The organism is Gottfriedia acidiceleris (assembly GCF_004138285.1).
Classification (GTDB): Bacteria; Bacillota; Bacilli; order Bacillales; family Bacillaceae_G; genus Gottfriedia; species Gottfriedia acidiceleris_A.
In genome coordinates this window covers 1-18,568 of the sequence record NZ_SCFN01000023.1, presented here as the reverse complement: position 1 = coordinate 18,568, position 18,568 = coordinate 1, and the positions used below count along the sequence as shown (strand labels likewise).

The 18,568-nt window shown below is 31.3% G+C and carries 24 protein-coding genes and 1 tRNA gene; 18 read left to right on the top strand and 7 right to left on the bottom strand.

All coding sequences use genetic code 11. The features are described 5' to 3' along the window. Positions 1-367 precede the first annotated feature (367 nt). A complete protein-coding gene (locus tag EP747_RS24400; RefSeq protein WP_235832959.1) occupies positions 368-562 on the bottom strand; it encodes a WGxxGxxG family protein in 195 nt (64 codons plus the stop codon). Positions 563-594: 32 nt separating this feature from the next. Then, positions 595-927, bottom strand: a complete 333-nt coding sequence (locus EP747_RS25275) for a WGxxGxxG family protein (protein ID WP_129691996.1) — start codon at positions 925-927, stop codon at positions 595-597. A 195-nt stretch (positions 928-1,122) separates the two neighbouring features. Here EP747_RS25275 and EP747_RS20895 point away from each other — a divergent pair, with 195 nt between their 5' ends. From EP747_RS20895 to EP747_RS20845, 11 genes are all read left to right on the top strand, one after another. After that, positions 1,123-1,632 carry a DUF3231 family protein gene (locus EP747_RS20895; RefSeq protein ID WP_129691997.1) on the top strand — a complete coding sequence of 170 codons (510 nt, stop codon included), beginning with the start codon at positions 1,123-1,125 and terminating at the stop codon, positions 1,630-1,632. Between the two features lie 65 nt (positions 1,633-1,697). After that, positions 1,698-1,898 carry a cold-shock protein gene (locus EP747_RS20890; RefSeq protein ID WP_129691995.1) on the top strand — a complete coding sequence of 67 codons (201 nt, stop codon included), beginning with the start codon at positions 1,698-1,700 and terminating at the stop codon, positions 1,896-1,898. Between the two features lie 213 nt (positions 1,899-2,111). Beyond that, positions 2,112-2,579, top strand: a complete 468-nt coding sequence (locus EP747_RS20885) for an HAD domain-containing protein (protein ID WP_129691994.1) — start codon at positions 2,112-2,114, stop codon at positions 2,577-2,579. Positions 2,580-2,821: 242 nt separating this feature from the next. Then, positions 2,822-3,133: a phage repressor protein gene (locus EP747_RS20880; protein ID WP_129691993.1), complete on the top strand. Its 312-nt coding sequence runs from the start codon at positions 2,822-2,824 to the stop codon at positions 3,131-3,133. Positions 3,134-3,158: 25 nt separating this feature from the next. Next, positions 3,159-3,232 (top strand) — tRNA-Trp (locus EP747_RS20875). A 522-nt stretch (positions 3,233-3,754) separates the two neighbouring features. Then, positions 3,755-4,531 (top strand): GNAT family N-acetyltransferase, encoded by a 777-nt coding sequence (locus EP747_RS20870; RefSeq protein WP_129691992.1) that lies wholly within the window; start codon positions 3,755-3,757, stop codon positions 4,529-4,531. 97 nt (positions 4,532-4,628) lie between these two features. Further along, positions 4,629-4,808 (top strand): hypothetical protein, encoded by a 180-nt coding sequence (locus tag EP747_RS20865; protein ID WP_129691991.1) that lies wholly within the window; start codon positions 4,629-4,631, stop codon positions 4,806-4,808. A gap of 779 nt (positions 4,809-5,587) precedes the next feature. Next, positions 5,588-6,133: a GNAT family N-acetyltransferase gene (locus EP747_RS20860; protein WP_129691990.1), complete on the top strand. Its 546-nt coding sequence runs from the start codon at positions 5,588-5,590 to the stop codon at positions 6,131-6,133. Positions 6,134-6,277: 144 nt separating this feature from the next. Then, positions 6,278-6,673, top strand: a complete 396-nt coding sequence (locus tag EP747_RS20855; protein WP_129691989.1) for a hypothetical protein — start codon at positions 6,278-6,280, stop codon at positions 6,671-6,673. Positions 6,674-7,448: 775 nt separating this feature from the next. After that, on the top strand, positions 7,449-7,952 hold the full coding sequence (locus EP747_RS20850) for a GNAT family N-acetyltransferase (RefSeq protein WP_129691988.1): 504 nt from the start codon (positions 7,449-7,451) through the stop codon (positions 7,950-7,952). 169 nt (positions 7,953-8,121) lie between these two features. Then, complete coding sequence (locus tag EP747_RS20845) at positions 8,122-8,820, top strand: YoaK family protein (RefSeq protein WP_235832958.1); 699 nt, start codon at positions 8,122-8,124, stop codon at positions 8,818-8,820. Between the two features lie 65 nt (positions 8,821-8,885). Here the strand turns inward: EP747_RS20845 and EP747_RS20840 are convergent, their stop codons facing one another. Beyond that, a complete protein-coding gene (locus EP747_RS20840) occupies positions 8,886-9,590 on the bottom strand; it encodes a DUF554 domain-containing protein (protein ID WP_129691986.1) in 705 nt (234 codons plus the stop codon). Between the two features lie 26 nt (positions 9,591-9,616). After that, the gene (locus EP747_RS20835) at positions 9,617-10,591 is read right to left on the bottom strand and encodes an NAD(P)H-quinone oxidoreductase (protein WP_129691985.1); all 975 of its coding nucleotides are present in this window, start codon (positions 10,589-10,591) and stop codon (positions 9,617-9,619) included. Positions 10,592-10,810: 219 nt separating this feature from the next. On the opposite strand from EP747_RS20835, the gene EP747_RS20830 reads away from it, so the two are divergent. From EP747_RS20830 to EP747_RS20820, 3 genes are all read left to right on the top strand, one after another. Beyond that, entirely contained in the window at positions 10,811-11,377 is a 567-nt protein-coding gene (locus EP747_RS20830) for an RNA polymerase sigma factor (protein WP_129691984.1), read from the top strand. Further along, positions 11,352-11,858, top strand: coding sequence for a hypothetical protein (locus EP747_RS20825; protein ID WP_129691983.1), 507 nt, complete (start codon positions 11,352-11,354; stop codon positions 11,856-11,858). The genes EP747_RS20830 and EP747_RS20825 overlap by 26 nt, the downstream gene beginning before the upstream one ends. Positions 11,859-11,925: 67 nt before the next feature. After that, positions 11,926-12,393 carry a hypothetical protein gene (locus tag EP747_RS20820; RefSeq protein WP_129691982.1) on the top strand — a complete coding sequence of 156 codons (468 nt, stop codon included), beginning with the start codon at positions 11,926-11,928 and terminating at the stop codon, positions 12,391-12,393. A 76-nt stretch (positions 12,394-12,469) separates the two neighbouring features. Here EP747_RS20820 and EP747_RS20815 read toward each other — a convergent pair whose 3' ends face one another. Next, positions 12,470-12,982: a GNAT family N-acetyltransferase gene (locus EP747_RS20815; RefSeq protein WP_129691981.1), complete on the bottom strand. Its 513-nt coding sequence runs from the start codon at positions 12,980-12,982 to the stop codon at positions 12,470-12,472. A 418-nt stretch (positions 12,983-13,400) separates the two neighbouring features. On the opposite strand from EP747_RS20815, the gene EP747_RS20810 reads away from it, so the two are divergent. From EP747_RS20810 to EP747_RS20800, 3 genes are all read left to right on the top strand, one after another. Further along, a complete protein-coding gene (locus EP747_RS20810; protein ID WP_129691980.1) occupies positions 13,401-14,231 on the top strand; it encodes an alpha/beta hydrolase in 831 nt (276 codons plus the stop codon). 127 nt (positions 14,232-14,358) lie between these two features. Next, positions 14,359-15,546 (top strand): ATP-grasp domain-containing protein, encoded by a 1,188-nt coding sequence (locus EP747_RS20805; protein WP_129691979.1) that lies wholly within the window; start codon positions 14,359-14,361, stop codon positions 15,544-15,546. Between the two features lie 17 nt (positions 15,547-15,563). Further along, complete coding sequence (locus EP747_RS20800) at positions 15,564-16,304, top strand: esterase family protein (protein ID WP_129691978.1); 741 nt, start codon at positions 15,564-15,566, stop codon at positions 16,302-16,304. 387 nt (positions 16,305-16,691) lie between these two features. Here EP747_RS20800 and EP747_RS20795 read toward each other — a convergent pair whose 3' ends face one another. Together EP747_RS20795 and EP747_RS20790 are read right to left on the bottom strand one after the other, a co-directional pair. Further along, entirely contained in the window at positions 16,692-17,078 is a 387-nt protein-coding gene (locus tag EP747_RS20795; protein ID WP_129691977.1) for a barstar family protein, read from the bottom strand. 674 nt (positions 17,079-17,752) lie between these two features. Continuing rightward, complete coding sequence (locus tag EP747_RS20790) at positions 17,753-17,935, bottom strand: hypothetical protein (protein ID WP_129691976.1); 183 nt, start codon at positions 17,933-17,935, stop codon at positions 17,753-17,755. 342 nt (positions 17,936-18,277) lie between these two features. On the opposite strand from EP747_RS20790, the gene EP747_RS20785 reads away from it, so the two are divergent. Then, positions 18,278-18,568, top strand: a 291-nt coding sequence (locus EP747_RS20785; RefSeq protein WP_129691975.1) for a hypothetical protein, incomplete at its 3' end; no start/stop codon positions are given.

Here is an 18,568-nt window from a genome sequence, read left to right as displayed (position 1 = left end):
AAATAACCAAACCATTTATTTTAAATCTTATATTATAATAGGACAATTACATTTTTGCATTTCTTTACCCAATATCACCTAAAGGGAAGCTCCTTATACTGAGTTTCTCTCTTTTTTTGAATAAGATATGGAGTATTAGTTTACAATCATTTAGGTGAAAAAAGGATATTCCCGGGAAGGTCCTTTTGCTACTTATATAACTAACGCATGCGATAGTTGAACAAGATCATGAGACGCAAATGCGACAATTTTAAATCATTCACATTTTCAAAAGAAAAAATCCTCTTTTAAATTAAAGAGGATTTTACTTTTGGGATTTAACCAATACAGGGAAAGTTTAGAAATATACTTAATTATCTCACTTTTATTACTTTCGGTCGTCACGATCTTTTCTTCTTAATCCTAATAAACCAGCTAAACCTAATAGTCCAAGCCAACCCCAATCTTGATCGTTATCATCGTTTGTATTCGTAGTGTTATTAACAGGTGTTGGATTAAAACGATTGTTTTTTAAGAAATAATCAAATCCTAAAGATAAAAATTTTAAAGGATGGTGTGACAAACCAATTAAATTTTATTATTTGGTTAAAGGAATTATATTCTTTTTTCATGCGCTTTTTTTCTAAATCCTAGTAATCCAACTAATCCTAGTAATCCAAGCCAACCCCAATTATTATTATTAACATCATCTGTATTTGTAGTGTTAGTAACAGGCGTTGGGTTATATCTATTAGACATATTACTTGGATTATATCGATTATTGGTCATATTACTTGGATTGTATCGATCACTGTTCATATTATTGTTAGAAATAAATCGATTATTTGTATTATATTCGTCAGAATTGACGTTTGCAGCTGAAGCAATATTAGTTAAAAATGATAGCGATAATACTAATGAAAATAAAACTAAACACAATCTTTTCAATTAATTCACCACCTTTTGTAGGAAAAGAACATTAATATTTTGAGTAGTTAGGGTGAAAACAACCATGGTAAATAAACCCATAATATTAAGAACTTTTGAGCATAATTTATATTTTTTGTTAAAGAATATCTTTTGTACTTATTCCATGAAAAGGAGAATAGTATGAATTTATTAACGAAGGGAAGTAAAATAATTATGGGTATTTTAAGTGGAAATCCTCAAGATGAACCTTTACATTATGGAGAAGTATTTGGATTATGGAGCGCTTTGTCAGTTGCGAAAGCTGCACTAGATGGATATCAAGTCTATATAAACCATACAGGTGATGAAGAATTAAAAGTGTTTTTAAAACAAGTAATTGAATCATCTATCAAACCTTCTATAAAAGAAATAGAAGAAGTATTACTACATAACGATATCGCAGTTCCTCCTACTCCAGCCGAACGACCTGAAGCAGATCTTGAACAAATCCCAGCTGGGGCAAGATTGCAAGATGCACAAATAGCTTATATGGTAGCAGCTGATATAGCAGCTGGAGTTGTAGCAAGTAGTCAAGGAATGAGTCAATCAATTCGTGAAGATGTTGGTTTATTGTATGGACAAATGGGTGCGAAAAAAGCAAAGGATGGTGCGCTTTTACTCCAAATGATGAAAGATAAAGGTTGGTTAGTTCCACCACCACTACATCATGAAACAAAACAATAATAAATCGTAATATAACTTCATCCTGATGGAGAATTTTTCTAGAAATTAATTCAAGGAGTAACATAATGGAAAATGGAAAAGTTAAGTGGTTTAATGCAGAAAAAGGTTTTGGGTTCATAGAACGTGAAAATGGTGGAGAGGTATTCGTTCATTTCTCTGCAATCAAAAGTGAAGGGTTTAAATCCTTAGATGAAGGTCAAGCAGTTACTTTCGAAGTAGAAAATGGTCAACGTGGTCCACAAGCTACAAATGTTCAAAAAGCATAATTAAATTAAAGACAGACACAAAATAAAGAGTAGAAAAAGATATCTGTTTTCTACTCTTTTTTGTCATTTGCTTATGCAACTAAAGCATGCATTAGCTGAACAACATGATCGACTGTTTAGTCGATTTTTTTATACAACTATATGGCAGATTAGTTGAATAAGAAAGTGGTATAATTTTACTAAAAAAGATGATAAAAAGTTATAGGGGATAGTATGAAAATTATATTTTTAGATATCGATGGTGTCTTAAATACTGATAGACAAATTAGAATGAACAATTTGGAACAAATTGAAAATATTAAATTTCACCCCATTGCGATGAAAAACCTGAAGAAAATCACCGATGAAACGAATGCAAAAATTGTCATTATCTCCACATGGAGAGTTCACCGCCAAGACAATGGATACCTTTGGAGAGAGCTCATTAGAAATTTCGAATTGAATAACCTAGACACTAATATTTTGCTAGATGTCACACCTGTTATTGATAAGAAAATGAAACCCGAGTTGCGGGAGAAAGAAAGATTGGAATGGCTAACTAAACACAAAAACATTAAAAAATTCGTAATTCTAGATGACCAATGGGATATGGGTGGATTAAACAATTTTTTTGTTCGGTGTCTTTCCTTTAGAGGTATAACAAGTGAAATTGCAGAAGAGGCGATATTGAAACTAAAATAAAAGTGGTCTATGACGATTTTTATTGATTAAAGAAAAAATGAGTTTTTAGTATATTTTGATTTTGGTTCTTATTAAGCTAACTCATTCGTTAGTAAAACAAGATCACGAGCCACAAATGTGGCTTTTTTTATTGAAATAGATAGCAGGATAAGAAGTAAACTAAGGGACTTTAACGTTTAAGATGGAATATAATGACTAACAAATACTCTTATAAGCAAGAATTTGATACAGGAGGTGAAAATATGTCAAAAGCATCCTTTATAGCAAGTTTGTTACAACGAGGTCAAACAGTTGAGAGATATAAAGAAGCAGGAAATAGTATGCTCCCACTTATAAAGTCTCGACAACCCGTTACTTTAGAACCCGTAACAAATCAAACTGAATTAAAAGTAGACAATATTGTATTTTGCAAAGTAAAAGGAAATTATTATACGCATAAGATTAGTAGTATTCGAGGAGAACAATATCAAATTTCCAACAATCATGGTTTTGTAAATGGTTGGGTGATAAGAGATAAAATCTTTGGTAAAGTCACTAAAATTTGGGATAAGTAATATTATTCCATCTTAATTTTCTTATAGGGGTATGGTGTAGCGGTAGCACTACGGCCTCCAAATCCGTTAGCATGGGTTCAAATCCTATTGCCCCTGCCAAATAAATATAAATGAAAATTTTTACCTAATAGTGAGGGACCTACTGATTGGGAAAAAGAAAAATCACAACTATTAGTAAATAAAATTATTTTTATCTTATTGAACTAACGCATGCGTTAGCCATCCATGAATCCTCAGATTCACAACAGTGAATGGAAGTTTATATCGTACTCCCATGGTAGTTGAATAACGATCGACGCTGCGGCGGTCTTTTTTATTGCACTCCAATGAAAATTAAATTCGCCATAAAACCAAAAAAGGGCATAAAAAATTTTCAGACTCTGAAAAAACGAAATGTATAATTGCTGTTAGAGACTTTTTGGGTTCTGTTTTTCCGAATGATTCTGGGAAATGGTTTGGAGGTGGCATTGAAAATGGAGCGACTCTTCGTAACTAATTGAATAGAAAAACAGGGTATTATTTGATGAAGGATTTACAAGTTTAAAAAGAATGTATTACATATTATTTATAAAACGCATTTAGTTGCTAAAGAAATCTGTAAAAAATATGGGGTGTTCATACATGAGTTTTAATTTTAAACAATGTAATCAAAATGAGATTAAAAATATTATCCAGGAATATGTTAGTACATTAAGTTCTCCTATTGATTCATTCTTAGAGAATCATATTATCAATTCCGCATTTTATAAAATCAGTTTTAACTCTGAAGTTGCAGGTTATTATGGTGTTCATGATAATCAGTTACTAACGCAATTTTATTTAAAGTTAGTACATTGTAATAAATCTCAAGAAATTTTTAAACAAGTAATTGAAAAACATTCGATTAAATCAATATTTGTTCCAACAAGTGATGAACTTTTTTTAAGTTTGGTATTAGATAATGATTATAAGGTCAACAAACAAGCATACTTTTTCCAAGACAGCAAGGTGGAAATTCCCAAGGAAAAATTATATAGAGATGGGGAATTAAATTTCGCAATTCCCAGTGATATTCCTAAGATAACTGATGTATGTCAGGATTTCATAAATAAAATAGATGAACGAATTGAAAATAGAGAGATATTTACTTTCACAAAAGATAACATACTACTTGGAATAGGAATTGTAGAACAAAGTAAATTACTAGAAGGATATGCAAGTATTGGTATGTTTACAAATGAAAAATACAGAAAACAAGGTATTGGTAGAACGATATTGCATTACTTGAAGGAATGGTGTTATCTCAATCAAATTAATCCGATATGTGGGTGTTGGTATTATAACACTCTTTCGAAACAAACCATAGAAAGTGCTAACATGATCTCTAAAACAAGATTATTAAATTTCACAGTCCAATAGAGTATCTTCGGCAGTTCTTTTTCTTATTAAAGTAAATGACAGTTTAGTTTAACAAGGTGTTGTATAATTCAATAAGCATAGTCAAGGAGTAAAATTAATGAAAAAAATTATTGGTTATATAATTCCTTTTTTGATTGTTGTACTAATAAGTGAGTTTCTAGACTCAAAAGGTTTTATTTCAAAGCCTTCTGGTGATTATAGTTGGGTAATGATAATCATTATAGGTTTATTAACTATATTGATTGTATTTAGGGTTTTAAAAAATAAAAAGAAATAGTTTATTTAAATTCTAATTCAACTACCATGGAAGTACGATATATACTTCCATTCACTGTGGTGAATCCTTGATTCATGGTTGGCTAACGCATGCGTAGTTGATTTAATTTTGTATCAGACTGATGAGGTAAGAAATGACAAAGGAACAAGAAAGTAACATTAGAATCAAAAGTATTAAAATTTTAGGAGTATTCTTTTTTGTAGGAGGGATTCTTTTTTAATTTCAGTGATACTAATAATAAGTATTTTATTCAGCTAACGCATGCATAAGTTGAACAACATAATCGACGATTCGTCGGTCTTTTTTTTATTGAACAATTCGGCAGATTAGTTAACATAAAAAAATTGGATTTGTAAAATTTTTCATTAATGATTAAGTAGCATTATGGAAAATCTTAAGGAGTATAGCTAATGATGAAAATATTACTTCGATGGAGTATTACTCTGTCGGGCTTGTATTTGATATGTCATATTTTATTTGATTTTTCTTATAGTTTCATAGCTTCGCTTGTTATTCGGGATCAAGTCCCAACCAGCCTCAAACATGTTTCTATAAGTAGAGGGAGAACAGTTTAGCGGACGGGATCATAGTCCCACTGGCAGTTACGTTCTACCCTGGCTACTGTAATCATATTACCTATAAAAAATTGGTCAACCAGAAATTTCTGGCTAACCATATAATACGAAATGGCAGTTTAGTTGAATAAAGTTTAATTGATTGAAGAAGAGTTTATGTTACTCTAGTGGTGATTAGTAGTAATAATTATGAGGTGAAAACTAATGGAAAATGGATTATCTGAATCTAAAAGAATAGGGCTATTACCAATCTCACTAGAACACTCAAAAGATTTATTTATTGTATATAGTGATGATTTAACTACACAACATGTACCTAGAAAAAAACATACTAAATTGATAGAAACTGAGGAATTAGTATTAAGATATCTAAATTTGGTTCAAGAACAAAAAGGACTTGTCTATACTATTTTAAATATAGAAGAACAAACAATTATTGGGAATGCAGGTATCTATGGATTAGATTTAAAGAATAAAAGGGCTTTTTTAGGAGCTGTAATACATAGTAGGTATTGGGGCAAAGGTTTTGTAACGGAAACACTTACTCGACTACTTGAAATTTGCTTTAGTGAGTTAGGTCTAGTAAGAGTTGAAGGGAGTTGTGCAGAAGACAATATTGCTTCAGAAAAAGTAATGCAGAAAATTGGAATGACCTATGAAGGAACTTTAAGGTCTAATGTAATTATTAATGGTAAAAGTAGAAATTCAAAAATTTATTCTATATTAGATAATGAATTCTTATTCAACTAACTCATGCATTAGTTGAACAACACGATCGAAATTTACGTACGTTTTGGAATTTTAGTAGGATACGTAATTAATGAATTCGATATAATTGATATGGGAAGTGAAAAAATGTTCATGTATTATTCGATGCTCATAATAGGTGTTTTGATGGTAATAGGTGCAGTAGTTTACTTTATAACTATGTACGTTCAAAATGAGTATCCATTATCAAATATAGGTAAAAGCCTTGGAAGCTTTATAGTGGGAGTTTTACTTTTATGGATTACACTTCCAAGTTTAAAATATGTTGTATTTAAGGAATATGACGTTGTCAGAGGTAAATGCTTTATTGAAATAGATTCATCCAGTCGTACTTCTGAAGCTGACTTCAATATGCTTGAAACAGATGAGATTTTTAGTTTTAGAGATATTCCTGAACTGGATGCTTATGGAAAGTCCATTCCTTATTTTTGTAAAGTGACAGTAACAAAAGACCATAAGTTTGAAATTAGTTATAAAATATATAATCCCCAAACACGAAAATTAATTACAACAAGCGAATAGTTTGTGATTATCACTAAAAATGATAAAAAGTAACTTACCTACTTTTATACTTGAAGCTACCTTATGCAACAAACGCATGCTATTGTTGAACAACATAGGCTGTATAATCGTTTTATTTTATTGTGCTAAATGGCAGATTATTTGCAAAAGGCTTCATTTATAGCTTGGAGAATCGTTGCTCCAAAAAGGTGACATTAAATTCGATTTTGAATTTAATGTCATCTTTTTTTATTTGTTATTGTATATCTCTCGCTTATATATAGGTTTTTTTCAGAGCTCTAAATGTTAGTGGGAGTTTTTGTGTATGTATGTCTTTTTTTAATAGTATCTTTTAGTTTTCTAGAAATATAGGGACCATGCTATGTATGTGCAGGGAAAACAAAGCATTGAATAAGGATTCGAGAAAAAAGTATATGGGTTAGTTGAAAATATTAAAATTGTTTTAACGATCTTTAAAATTTCTTATTCAACAAAATGATAGTTTAGTAGAATAAGATAAAGGGATTATAAAACTTTTAATTGAATATAATCAGTGATTCGTTTTTAACTCATGGTATGGAGAATAAGTTAATGAATAAATTTATATGTCATTTTGTGTGGATATTCTGACTTAGATGAACCAATCTATAATATTTGTTCATGCTGTGGGGTAGAGTTTGGTTATATGACAAACAAATTGCTCAATACCATTACATAAAATATTTTAAATTAAAACGAGCCATTTGAAGTAAAAGTCAATATAAGGCAATTTCATAAACTTGAAGGGAGAATAAAAATGGAAATTCGAAAATTAACAATTAAAGATTTACCTGAGTTTATTCGATTAAGAAGTGAAGGATTAACATTATCACCAGAAGCATTTGGAGAAAGTTTAACTGAATATGAGAGAAAATCAATCGAACAGCACACAAATAATTTTCCTAATACTTTCGATAATTTTATTATTGGTGCATTCGACAAAGACGTACTTGTTGGGGTTGCTGGCTTCTACCAAAAAAGATCTGAAAAAATGAAACATAAGGGAACAATTTGGGGAATGTATGTTACACCAGATTACCGTGGTAAAGGTGTAGGGAAAAAAGTTTTAAGTCAAGCGATTCAAGATGCTATGGAGATTGAAGAAATTTTACAAATTGAATTGGCAGTCATTTCATCAAATCAATCTGCAAAAAGACTTTATGAAACTGTAGGCTTTGAAAGCTTTGGTACAGAAAAAAGAGCATTATTTGTTAATGGTGAATTTTACGATGAGGATCATATGGTTAAGATTATAAAATAAGAAGAAAGAGATGATCAAATGAATGTTTTGATCGTCTTTTTTTTATAATCATTCTAAATGGATAATTGATTATTTTGATCGTAATTGTTGGATTATTGTTCACATATTTATACATAATAAGTGTGTTATGATTGTGTTAAGTTTAGTAATAGTAGTAGGAGAACTAGTTTTGAAATCTAAACAAAAAATAATTCCATCACTATCATCGAATTCAGTTTATCTTGGATTATTGTTAGCTTTAGTAGGTGGTTTTTTAGATGGGTATACTTTTATAAGCAGAGACGGTGTATTTGCCAATGCACAAACTGGAAATCTTGTTCTTTTGGCAATAAATCTATCATTTGGAAATTGGAAAAACTCTGTGGATTATGTTCTACCTATTATAGCCTTTATTCTAGGTGTATTAGTTGCTGAATCCGTTAAACATCCACGTTTAAGGAAACTATTATACAGCTATAGACGTTCGATTCTCTTATTAGAATGTATTGTATTATTGATTGTAGGATTATTACCTAGTAGTGTACCTAATTTAGTTGTAACAGTTTGCATCTCCTTTGTCTCATCATTACAAATTTCAACCTTTACTCATTTAGATAAATGGACATACAATTCAACTATGACAACAGGTAATATTAGGATTGCGTCACAGGCAGCATATACAGCTTTTATAAATCATGATAAAGAAGCAAAAACAAAATTTAAAGAGTTTTTCGCTATTATCCTTTCCTTTTCATTTGGCGCATTGTTTGGGAGTCTTTCCACAAAGTATATTGGGAATCAAGCTGTTTGGATTGCTGCAGGAGTATTAATCGTAGCGTTAATCTTATATCACAAAGACAAAGGTTATTTTAGAAAGAAATTCCATTAATTTAGATTTAAAAAATGAGCCCCGAAAAAGGGCTCATTTTAGTCTGTAGACAAAGTCCAGATATCTTATTTGAAAAACTGGATGAAACAAACAATAATAAGTGCAAATAAAATAGAAGGTAACATATTTCCAATTTTTATTTTTATTAAACCTAATGAATTCAAACCAAGAGCAATTAATAAAATTCCGCCTGTACCTGAGATTTCAGCAATAATTGAATCTAATAAATGCTGTGTTACTAGATTCGGTACAAATGAGGCAAAAATGGCAATGAATCCTTGATAGATTAAAACTGGGACAGCAGATAGTAACACGCCAATGCCAAGAGTCGAAGTTAAAATGATTGATAAAAAACCGTCCATCATTGATTTTGTATATAAAATTTCATGATTATGACGGAGTCCACTATCTAATGCTCCGAGTATAGCCATTGCGCCAACACAAAATAATAAGGTTGATGTAACAAATCCTTTAGAAATAGAACCTTCGTTTTTAGAATGAAATTTACTTTCGATAAATAGACCTAATTTATCTAATTTACTTTCGATATCTAACCATTCTCCTACAACTGCACCTAATGATAAGCTGAAAACGACGATTAGAACTTGATTTGATTTCATAGCTAAAGTAAATCCTATGACGATAATTACGAGAGAAATTGACTGAGTTACTAGGTTTTTCATTCGATCTGGAATTCTTTTAATAAACAAACCTAGTAAAGAGCCAAAAATAATAGCTGCTGCATTAACAATTGAACCGAGTAGTACCATGATTATCCCCTTTAACTAGCATATAATTAATCTATTTTTAAGACTATTTTTCCGATATTTAAATTGTTCTCCATTCGAATATGAGCTTCATTCACTTCATGCCAACTATACACTGAATCGATAATCGGTTTTATTTTCTTATTTGTAAAAAGCGGTAATACATATTTTTTAAATTGATTCGTTAAATAGATTTTTTGCTCAAGTGTTTGTGAACGCAAAGTACTCCCTATAATGGAAATTCTCTTTGTCAAAAGTGGTAATAAGTTCACATCATTCACTTTAACTCCACCCATTGTACCAATCAAAATGAGCCTACCATTACTATTTAATGATTGTAAGTTTTGATGGAAATAGGATGCACCAATAAAATCTAAAATGACGTCTACACCTACATGATCAGTTACTTTTTCGACTACAGTTTTAAAATCTTCATTTTTATAGTTAATCACATGACTTGCACCTAAATCAGTACAAGCTGAAAGTTTCGTTTCATTCCCAGCAGTAACGATTGAACTTGCACCAAATTCTCTTGCAAGCTGAATTGCAGCAGTCCCAACACCACTAGCTCCAGCATGAATTAATACAGTTTCATTTTCTTTTAATCTACCTAATTCAAATAAATTTAGGTAAGCTGTCAAAAACACTTCAGGTATAGCTGCAGCCTCTTCGAACGAAAAATGATCTGGAATTGAAATTGCCAAATCTGAAGGAATTGAAACATACTGCGCATAACCTCCGCCTGGCAATAAGCTACAAACACGATCTCCAACTTTCCAATTTGTAACATTAGCCCCAACTTGTTCAACAATCCCGGCCATCTCTAAACCTAAAATCGGAGATGCGCCTTTAGGTACGGGGTACTTACCATGTTTTTGAAGTAAGTCAGCTCGATTAATAGCCGTAGCATGAACTTTAACAAGTAGTTCATTCTCACCTAAAACAGGCATATGATAATCGTCAATAAATAAATGGTTTGATTCATCAATTTGAACTGCCTTCATTCTAAAAAACCTACCTTTAATTAAGTTAATTCTTATCATACTATATAACTAATCGAAAGAATATTTTAAAAACTCGGATTGATGAAATTTGTCTATTTTTTTAACACAATTCCTAATCATATTTTTTAAAGTAATTTTAGAGAAAAAATTATTAAAAAACTCCGAACTATAATCTGTTTTTAAGTGTATATAGAGTATGTGGTGAAAGGAGGAGAAATAGTGCCTGAAAGAATTGACAAAGATCGTTTAGAAGAATTGTTTAATAATCACTCGTCATTGGTGTATCGTACTGCTTACTTTTTAACCAAATCAAAAGTAATGGCAGATGATATTACGCAAGAGACGTTCATTCGTATCATAAAAAAATTCCATCTGTTTGATCAAACAAAACCAATTGAACCTTGGATTTATCGAATGACAGTAAATATAACCCGCAATATGATACGTAAACAAAAAATTAAGAAGCTTTTCGGCATTCATTATGATGTTCTAACTGAAAATGAAGTTGAAAAATCGATTTTACAAAATGAATTGGAAGATCAATTATGGAACGAGATAAACTTATTACCGCAGAAGGGTAAGGAAGTAATTGTTCTTCATTATTATTTAGAACTCAAATTAGATGAAGTGGCGGACTCCCTAAATATTCCGATCGGTACATGTAAATCAAGGCTTAATTACGCGCTGACAAAATTAAGAAATCGTTTATCAAAAAACGAATTGTTTAAAGTAGAACAAAAACTGAAAGGGAGAGAACTTAATGGTGGAAAGCAATCCTACTTCTGAAATTAAACACACTCTTCAGAATAAATTAGATCAACATAATCCTTCCGTCACATATGATCAAATATGGAATAAAGCCAATTCAAATTGGGGGTATAATCGAACGTTTGTTTCAGTTGGGATTCTTTTGTTACTGGCATTTACTATTTTTATTAACTCACCAATTAAAACCGCACTAAAAGAAGACCTAGGTATGACAAATGAATATAAAAGTACTTCAGCAGATGCCAGTATTGGACTATTAATTGTAAAGGGGGCTAAATATCGGTTTGAAGGAATTTTACATAATAAGGAATTTATACTTAAAGACCAAATTGGTGTAGTTCAAGAAGTTGTTAAAAATAATACGATTCCGAAAGTCAATTTTTCGTCTAATATGTTAAACGTTGGCGATAAAATTTATTTAACAAATGAGGACCCAAAAGTCATTATTGTAAAACAAGAGGACGGAACAATCTTAAAGTTTATTGAAACTGAAGAATGATTGATTTATTTTTTTAAAGAAAAATAGGATTCTTTAAAGTCCGATTTGAAATAAGGGAGTGTCCAAAATGTCAAAATGGTTAAGTGTATCGATACTTTTTTTCATTCTTATTCTTACTGGATGTTCAACAATTAATGGTTTGAAAGGTAATAAGCCTCCAAAAACAATGGTTCAAGTAGAGAATCAAACATATGATACGAAGTTAGGTACTTATTGTTGGCAATCGAAAGGACAGGGGGAATGCGTTGATATGGCTGGACCTGTTGATCTATTAGAGGGTAAAAAGCCGATTGAAGTAAAACCTGGCGATACTGTTAAAATTAAAATGAATTATAATCCTAAACCAAATGAAATCCATTTAACTCAAATTAATAATAATAAGGAAAGTGAAATAGTATTAGTGAAGAATCAATTTACAGCACCTATTAATAAAGGGGTATATTATTATTCATATGGAGTATGGTGGATGGATAAAAAAGATGAGCACACATCACTTGGCGATGCCTCTTATGTTTTTGCTTTAGAGGTAAAATAGAACGTTTTTCGTTAGAATAAGTAAGGGTATGTTTTGAAAAATATTGATCAAAACATACTCTTAATAGATTACTAATTTATTCTTCTGTAGGATTTTTTGGTCCATCAAGATCTAATTGATAAAAGGCCAAGTCAAGCCATCTATTAAATTTATAACCTGCCTTTTTAATTGTGCCTGAATAGACAAATCCGAAGTTTTTATGCATGGCAATACTTTTTTCATTATCTGCATCAATTCCAGCAATTAAAGTCATATACTCTCTTTCTTTGGCAATAGAGATTAATTCTTTCATCAATGAAGTGGCAATACCCTTTTTTCTGTATTCACTATTTACATAAACTGAATGCTCAATCGAATATTTATAAGCCGGCCAAGCTCTAAAAGGACCGAATGTAGCAAATCCAACGACTTTTTGATCAAGTTCGAAGACTAGTATTGGAAACCCTTCATCCATCTTTTGTTCAAACCAAATATGTCTGCTTTCAAGCGTTTGTGTTTTATATGTATAAACAGAAGTTGTATTAAGAATGGCGTCGTTATAAATCTCTAAAATGTCCATTAAATCCTTCTGAGTAGCTTCCCTAATCATTTTTTCTTTCCCCCATAATTTAATTTATTATCACTTTTTATTTTAGAACTTTTTATACAAACCGTAAAATTGAAATTTATATTTGTTTGCTATAGATCGGATTGTTCATAATTTTAAAATCCCAATTTTTAATTGTCCATAGATTACATTATAAAACTTGTTTCCATAGTAAACGATCCTTCCATAGTGTGAAATAGAGGATAATCATTAATCGATTATTCTCTATATCATTATTTGACATGATTGTTCAAGAAGGAATCTAATCTATTTTCGTTGAATTAAATACAAATTGATTTTTCAAAAGTTATTGAAGAAATCACTTCCTAGTGTGATTTATATTTATTAAACACTTACTCATTAGATGAACTTAAGCAAGATTTTTCTAAAGGTAAGAGTTCAAAGGAGCGAGGAAGTTAAAATGAATCAATCCTATTTTTATTTAAAACTAGAAACACATCAATTACATATGTCTTATAAAAATGAAAAACGTCGTGTGCGTGTTTTATTGCCGAAAAATTATGATAAGGACGTGGATAAAAATTATCCAGTTGTCTATATGCATGATGGTCAAAATATTTTCTATAGTAGTGAATCTTATAGCGGGTATTCATGGAAAGTGATTCCGGCAATTAAACTAAACCCCGATTTACCGAAGATGATTGTAGTAGGGATCGATAACGGTGGACAAGATCGAATTAATGAATATACGCCTTGGAAAATTACTGAAAGCCCACTTCCTGAAGATTATGAACTAGGGGGGAGAGGCGTGGAGTTTGCTGAGTTTGTCATGACAGTCGTGAAGCCGTTTATCGATAAGCAATATCGAACTAAATCGGATAAATATCATACAGCGGTGATTGGTAGTTCACTTGGAGGAAATATTTCGGCTTTTATGGGTGTTGAATATAAAGATCAAATTGGTGGATTAGGTATTTTTTCTTTAGCCAATTGGATTACAAGTAAAGCATTTGATTGTTATATCGCTAAAGAAGAGTTGGATCCTGAACAACGTGTGTATATTCAAGTTGGTACTCAGGAAGGCGATGATGCCGATCGACAATTGATGTATGGAAATATGAAGCAGGCATATATCGATTGCTCGCTTAAGTATTATAAACAACTGATAAAAGGCTCTGTTCCAATTGATAGCATTCGTTTAAATATTTTTGCGGATGAAGTACATGATGAAAAAGCTTGGGCAAAACACTTACCAGAATGTTTACATTTCTTAAGTGAGAAGTGGTCTTGAATGAACTGAATAATAATATTTGACTTAAATTAGATATCTATTACTTTTTTTAAGTGGCTTAGATTGATTTTAAATTGAAATAAATTGTGAAAACAATAAATTTTTGGTATTAGAAAGGAGCATTTTTATGAATTATATTTTGATCTCTCCATATTATCCAGAGAATTTTCAGTCATTTGCTCATCGTTTAAAAGCCGCAGGTGTTAATGTATTAGGTATTGGCGAAGAGCCATATGACCAATTAGGTTCCAAATTACAAAACACTTTAACAGAATATTATCGCGTGAATAATTTAGAAGATCTAGATGAAGTGAAACGTGCTGTCGCATTTTTATTTTATAAACATGGTCCGATAGATCGCATTGAATCCAATAACGAATACTGGTTAGAACTTGATGCGCAGTTGCGTGAGCAATTTAATGTATACGGTAATAAAACGAGTGACTTGAAAAAAGTTAAATATAAATCTGAAATGAAAAAGCTGTTTAAAAAAGCAGGTGTGCCAGTTGTAGAAGGAAAAGTCGTTAAAACTAAAAATGATTTAACTAAAGCCATTGATGAATTAGGACTGCCAGTTATTGCTAAACCGGATAATGGTGTTGGATCAGCTGCAACATTTAAATTATGTTCAGAAGAGGCTGTACGCCATTTTGAGGAAGTATGGGATGAAGCACAAGTGTACTTCATTGAACCATATGTCGAAGGAGGCGTGCTTTGTACATTTGATGGTTTAGTCGATCAGAAAGGGAATATTGTTTTCCAAACAAGCTTTACATATAACGTGCCAACTTTGGAACTCGTTAAGGGTCAGTTGGATTTAGCTTATATTATTCAAAAAGAAATTGATCCAAAGCTTGAATATTATGGTAAATCAATTGTAAAAGCTTTTGGGATGAAAGAACGCTTTTTCCATATTGAGTTTTTTAAATTAGAAGATGGGGATTATGTTGCACTTGAATATAATAACCGCTTAGCTGGTGGCTACACGGTTGATATGTACAATTTCGCGTACTCCATTGATTTATTTGCTCAGTATGCTTCTGTTGTGACAGGAGGAGAAATTAAGGAATCCGATGTCGAAAACCAGTTTTGTGTCGGTATAACTCAGCGTGATGCGTATGAGTATAACCATGATACGAATGCTATTTATGAACAATTTGGCGACCGTGTGAAGTTTGAAAAGCGTATTCCAGATGCGTTTGCCGAACTACAAGGAAATCAATTTTATGCGATTAATGCAGATTCGCAGGAAGAAGTCGATGAAATCATTCGTTTTGTACATGAACGAAAAAATTGCAGCATTGTAAACGTATAAAGATAGGAGATTTTTCTATGAATATAGAGCATTTAAGCCATTGGAGTGGGGAATTAGGACGCGAAATGCAGTTAAACAGATATGGACACAGTGGCATGCCAATCCTAGTTTTTCCTTCATCTGGGGGGACTCATTTTGAATACTATAATTTTGGAATGATAGATGTGTGTCATGACTTTATTGAATCTGGAAAAGTTCAGTTTTTTACACTGACTAGTATAGATAGTGAAAGCTGGCTGCACGATTCAAAACCGGTACATGACCGTGCATTAGCTCACGAAGCATATGATCGTTATGTGATTTCAGAAGCTATTCCATTTATTAAACATAAAACAGGTTGGTTTGATCCAATGATGACAACGGGTTGTAGTATGGGGGCATATCATGCGTTGAACTTTTTCCTGAGACATCCGGATGTCTTCCAAACAACCGTTGCACTTAGCGGTGTTTACGATGTGCGTTTCTTTTTTGGGGACTACGGAAATGATCCTCTTGTATACGAAAATTCACCAAGTGATTACATATGGAATCAAAATGACGGCTGGTTTATTGATCGGTACCGTTCAGCAGATATCATAATTTGTACCGGACTGGGTGATTGGGAACAAGACGGGCTACCTTCATATTTTACATTAAAGGAAGCCTTTGAAGAAAAACAAATTAAAGCATGGTTTGATGAGTGGGGCGAGGATGTTTCGCATGACTGGGTTTGGTGGCGAAAACAAATGCCGTATTATTTAAGAGAATTATTTAAATAAAAAACACTAGCGATACATCATTACTGTTGTATCGCTAGTGTTTTTTTGATAAGGATTTTTTGATTTTAATATGTATTAAAAGTAACAATAAAGTGGCAATAAAAACTTTAAACTTTTTTAGGGCGATTCTATTTAGGTAGCTCTTTTTATATTTTAATAGTAGGTTGTTAAGTTAGAGTTGAACATCATTGAGGAGAGAAATATGGATCAAACAAATGTAATGACGTATTGGTGCATGAATAGAAATAGACTTATATGCAAATCCATATGAGATTGATTCGGATGACTAAAAAGAACATACACTACTTTTGTACAAAAACAGTCACTATTAAGACTTTTAGTTAGATTAATACTTTACGAGATTTACTTATTCAACTAACGCAAGTCTTAGTTGAATAAGAACTCACATTTCCAATCGGGGAATTCCTCATTATGTTCTAGAAGGCACTCTTCCATTATTTTCGAATCTTCAGGTAATCTTTTCGCCATTTCTGACCATCCAACAAACTCTATTTTATTTGGTAACTCTACGATTCCAGTAATGGTCTCCCAAAAAGCGTCCCAATTTTCACTATAATAAGATGGGAATTTCAGTTTTTCTTTCAATAGCGTATGCAATTCATTGGTAGTACTTACTTCCGTCACATCAATAATTAATTTGGGTACTTTTGATTTTTTCTCTATTTTATTTTCAATTATGTATAGTAAAAGAACAAAATAAGGCAAGAAGAATAAAAAAAGCAATATTATAGAACTTTGAACATTAATGATCATCCTATTACCCCTTAAACATTAAAAATTACTAAGACTACTAGAGTTATTTAATTATTTGCTAATTTTTCTCCAGTAATAATTTCATATAAAGTCGCTGAATCTACTTTTGATAATTGTACATATTGGCCACTTTTAGTTATTTCCAACATGTTGTCACTAGAATAAACCATACTCTGTAAAGCATTTGTTTTACTTGAATATCAGGATTTTTAAACTGAAAAACTAATTCATATTCAGGTTGACGGGACATTTTCGCGTCTATAACTTTCCAATCAGAATTTCTAAAAATTTCTTGTGCTTTTAATACGTCTTAATCTATTGTAACTTCTCTATATTTCTCGTATTTATGATTACTATGTTTTTGAACCAATATCTTTTGTTTTTCACTTTCTACTTCTTTCGAGCATCCTATTGCTGTGATCAAATAAATCGTAATTAGGCAAAAGAAAATTCTGTTGAACTTCAGAACTATCACCTCCTAACTTCATTATACATTTTTAATGGTAATATTTGGTAAAAAAATTAAAATATTTTAATTTTGTGCACAAAAAAAAAGACTGCTAAAAACACTCTTTCGTCCACTAACGGATGTGTTCGTTGAAATAGGAAATTTAGATTTTAATAAACCTTAGTATTAATTTCATTCATTTTTTTTCATTTTCTTCTGTATTAAATTAATCTGTTAAAGGATTTTGAATTGAATTGAAATACGTTGAAAACATATTAAGAATCCCTACAACAAATAAGATCCAACCAAAGCCTCTTAATAAAACAGGCCCAACAAAATTATTAAAATAAGTTAGAGTTACAATTAATAGGCCAAATATAATGTACATTGCACTGACTGGATTTTTCATGTTTTTTCTCCTTATTCTATATGTAATTTCATTTTATTTTATCATTAAGTAAAAAAATGGTAATCAATCAAAAGACTCATGAAAACTACAATTCTAATTCAACTAAACTGCCACTAGTTGAATTAGAAAAGCAACCAGGTTATTGGAACCGTTTCTTTCACTAACACCACCGATAGAATTCCTGTAGATCGTTATTTTTCGAGTTTGAAAAAAATAGGGCTCCTCAGTAAGTTATGAGTATAGACACCACTTTAACTCAAGACTAATAGCAAGCTATTTTACAATTTCTAATTGGTGTATAATAGTGCGAAGAAATTGTATTTTAAAGGGGTGGTAATGAAAATGAAGATTTTGTTTGATGAAACTTATACTTCAAATGACGGAAAGAGGACAAGCAGGAATGTTTGGTATGGTGATGCTGATTTAACTGTTGATGGTGAATATGGAAAAAACATTAATCTTAATGAAGATTTTATGGATAATTTATGCGAAATAATAAAAAATGACTTATCTAAAAATGCAGCAAATAAGGCTACTGAAACTAACTGGTATATTTATGGAAGTGGTGTAACTCAGGACGCTATTGGAGACAATATCCGTCCGACAATTATGGTTCGTGAGAGGTCTGACGAA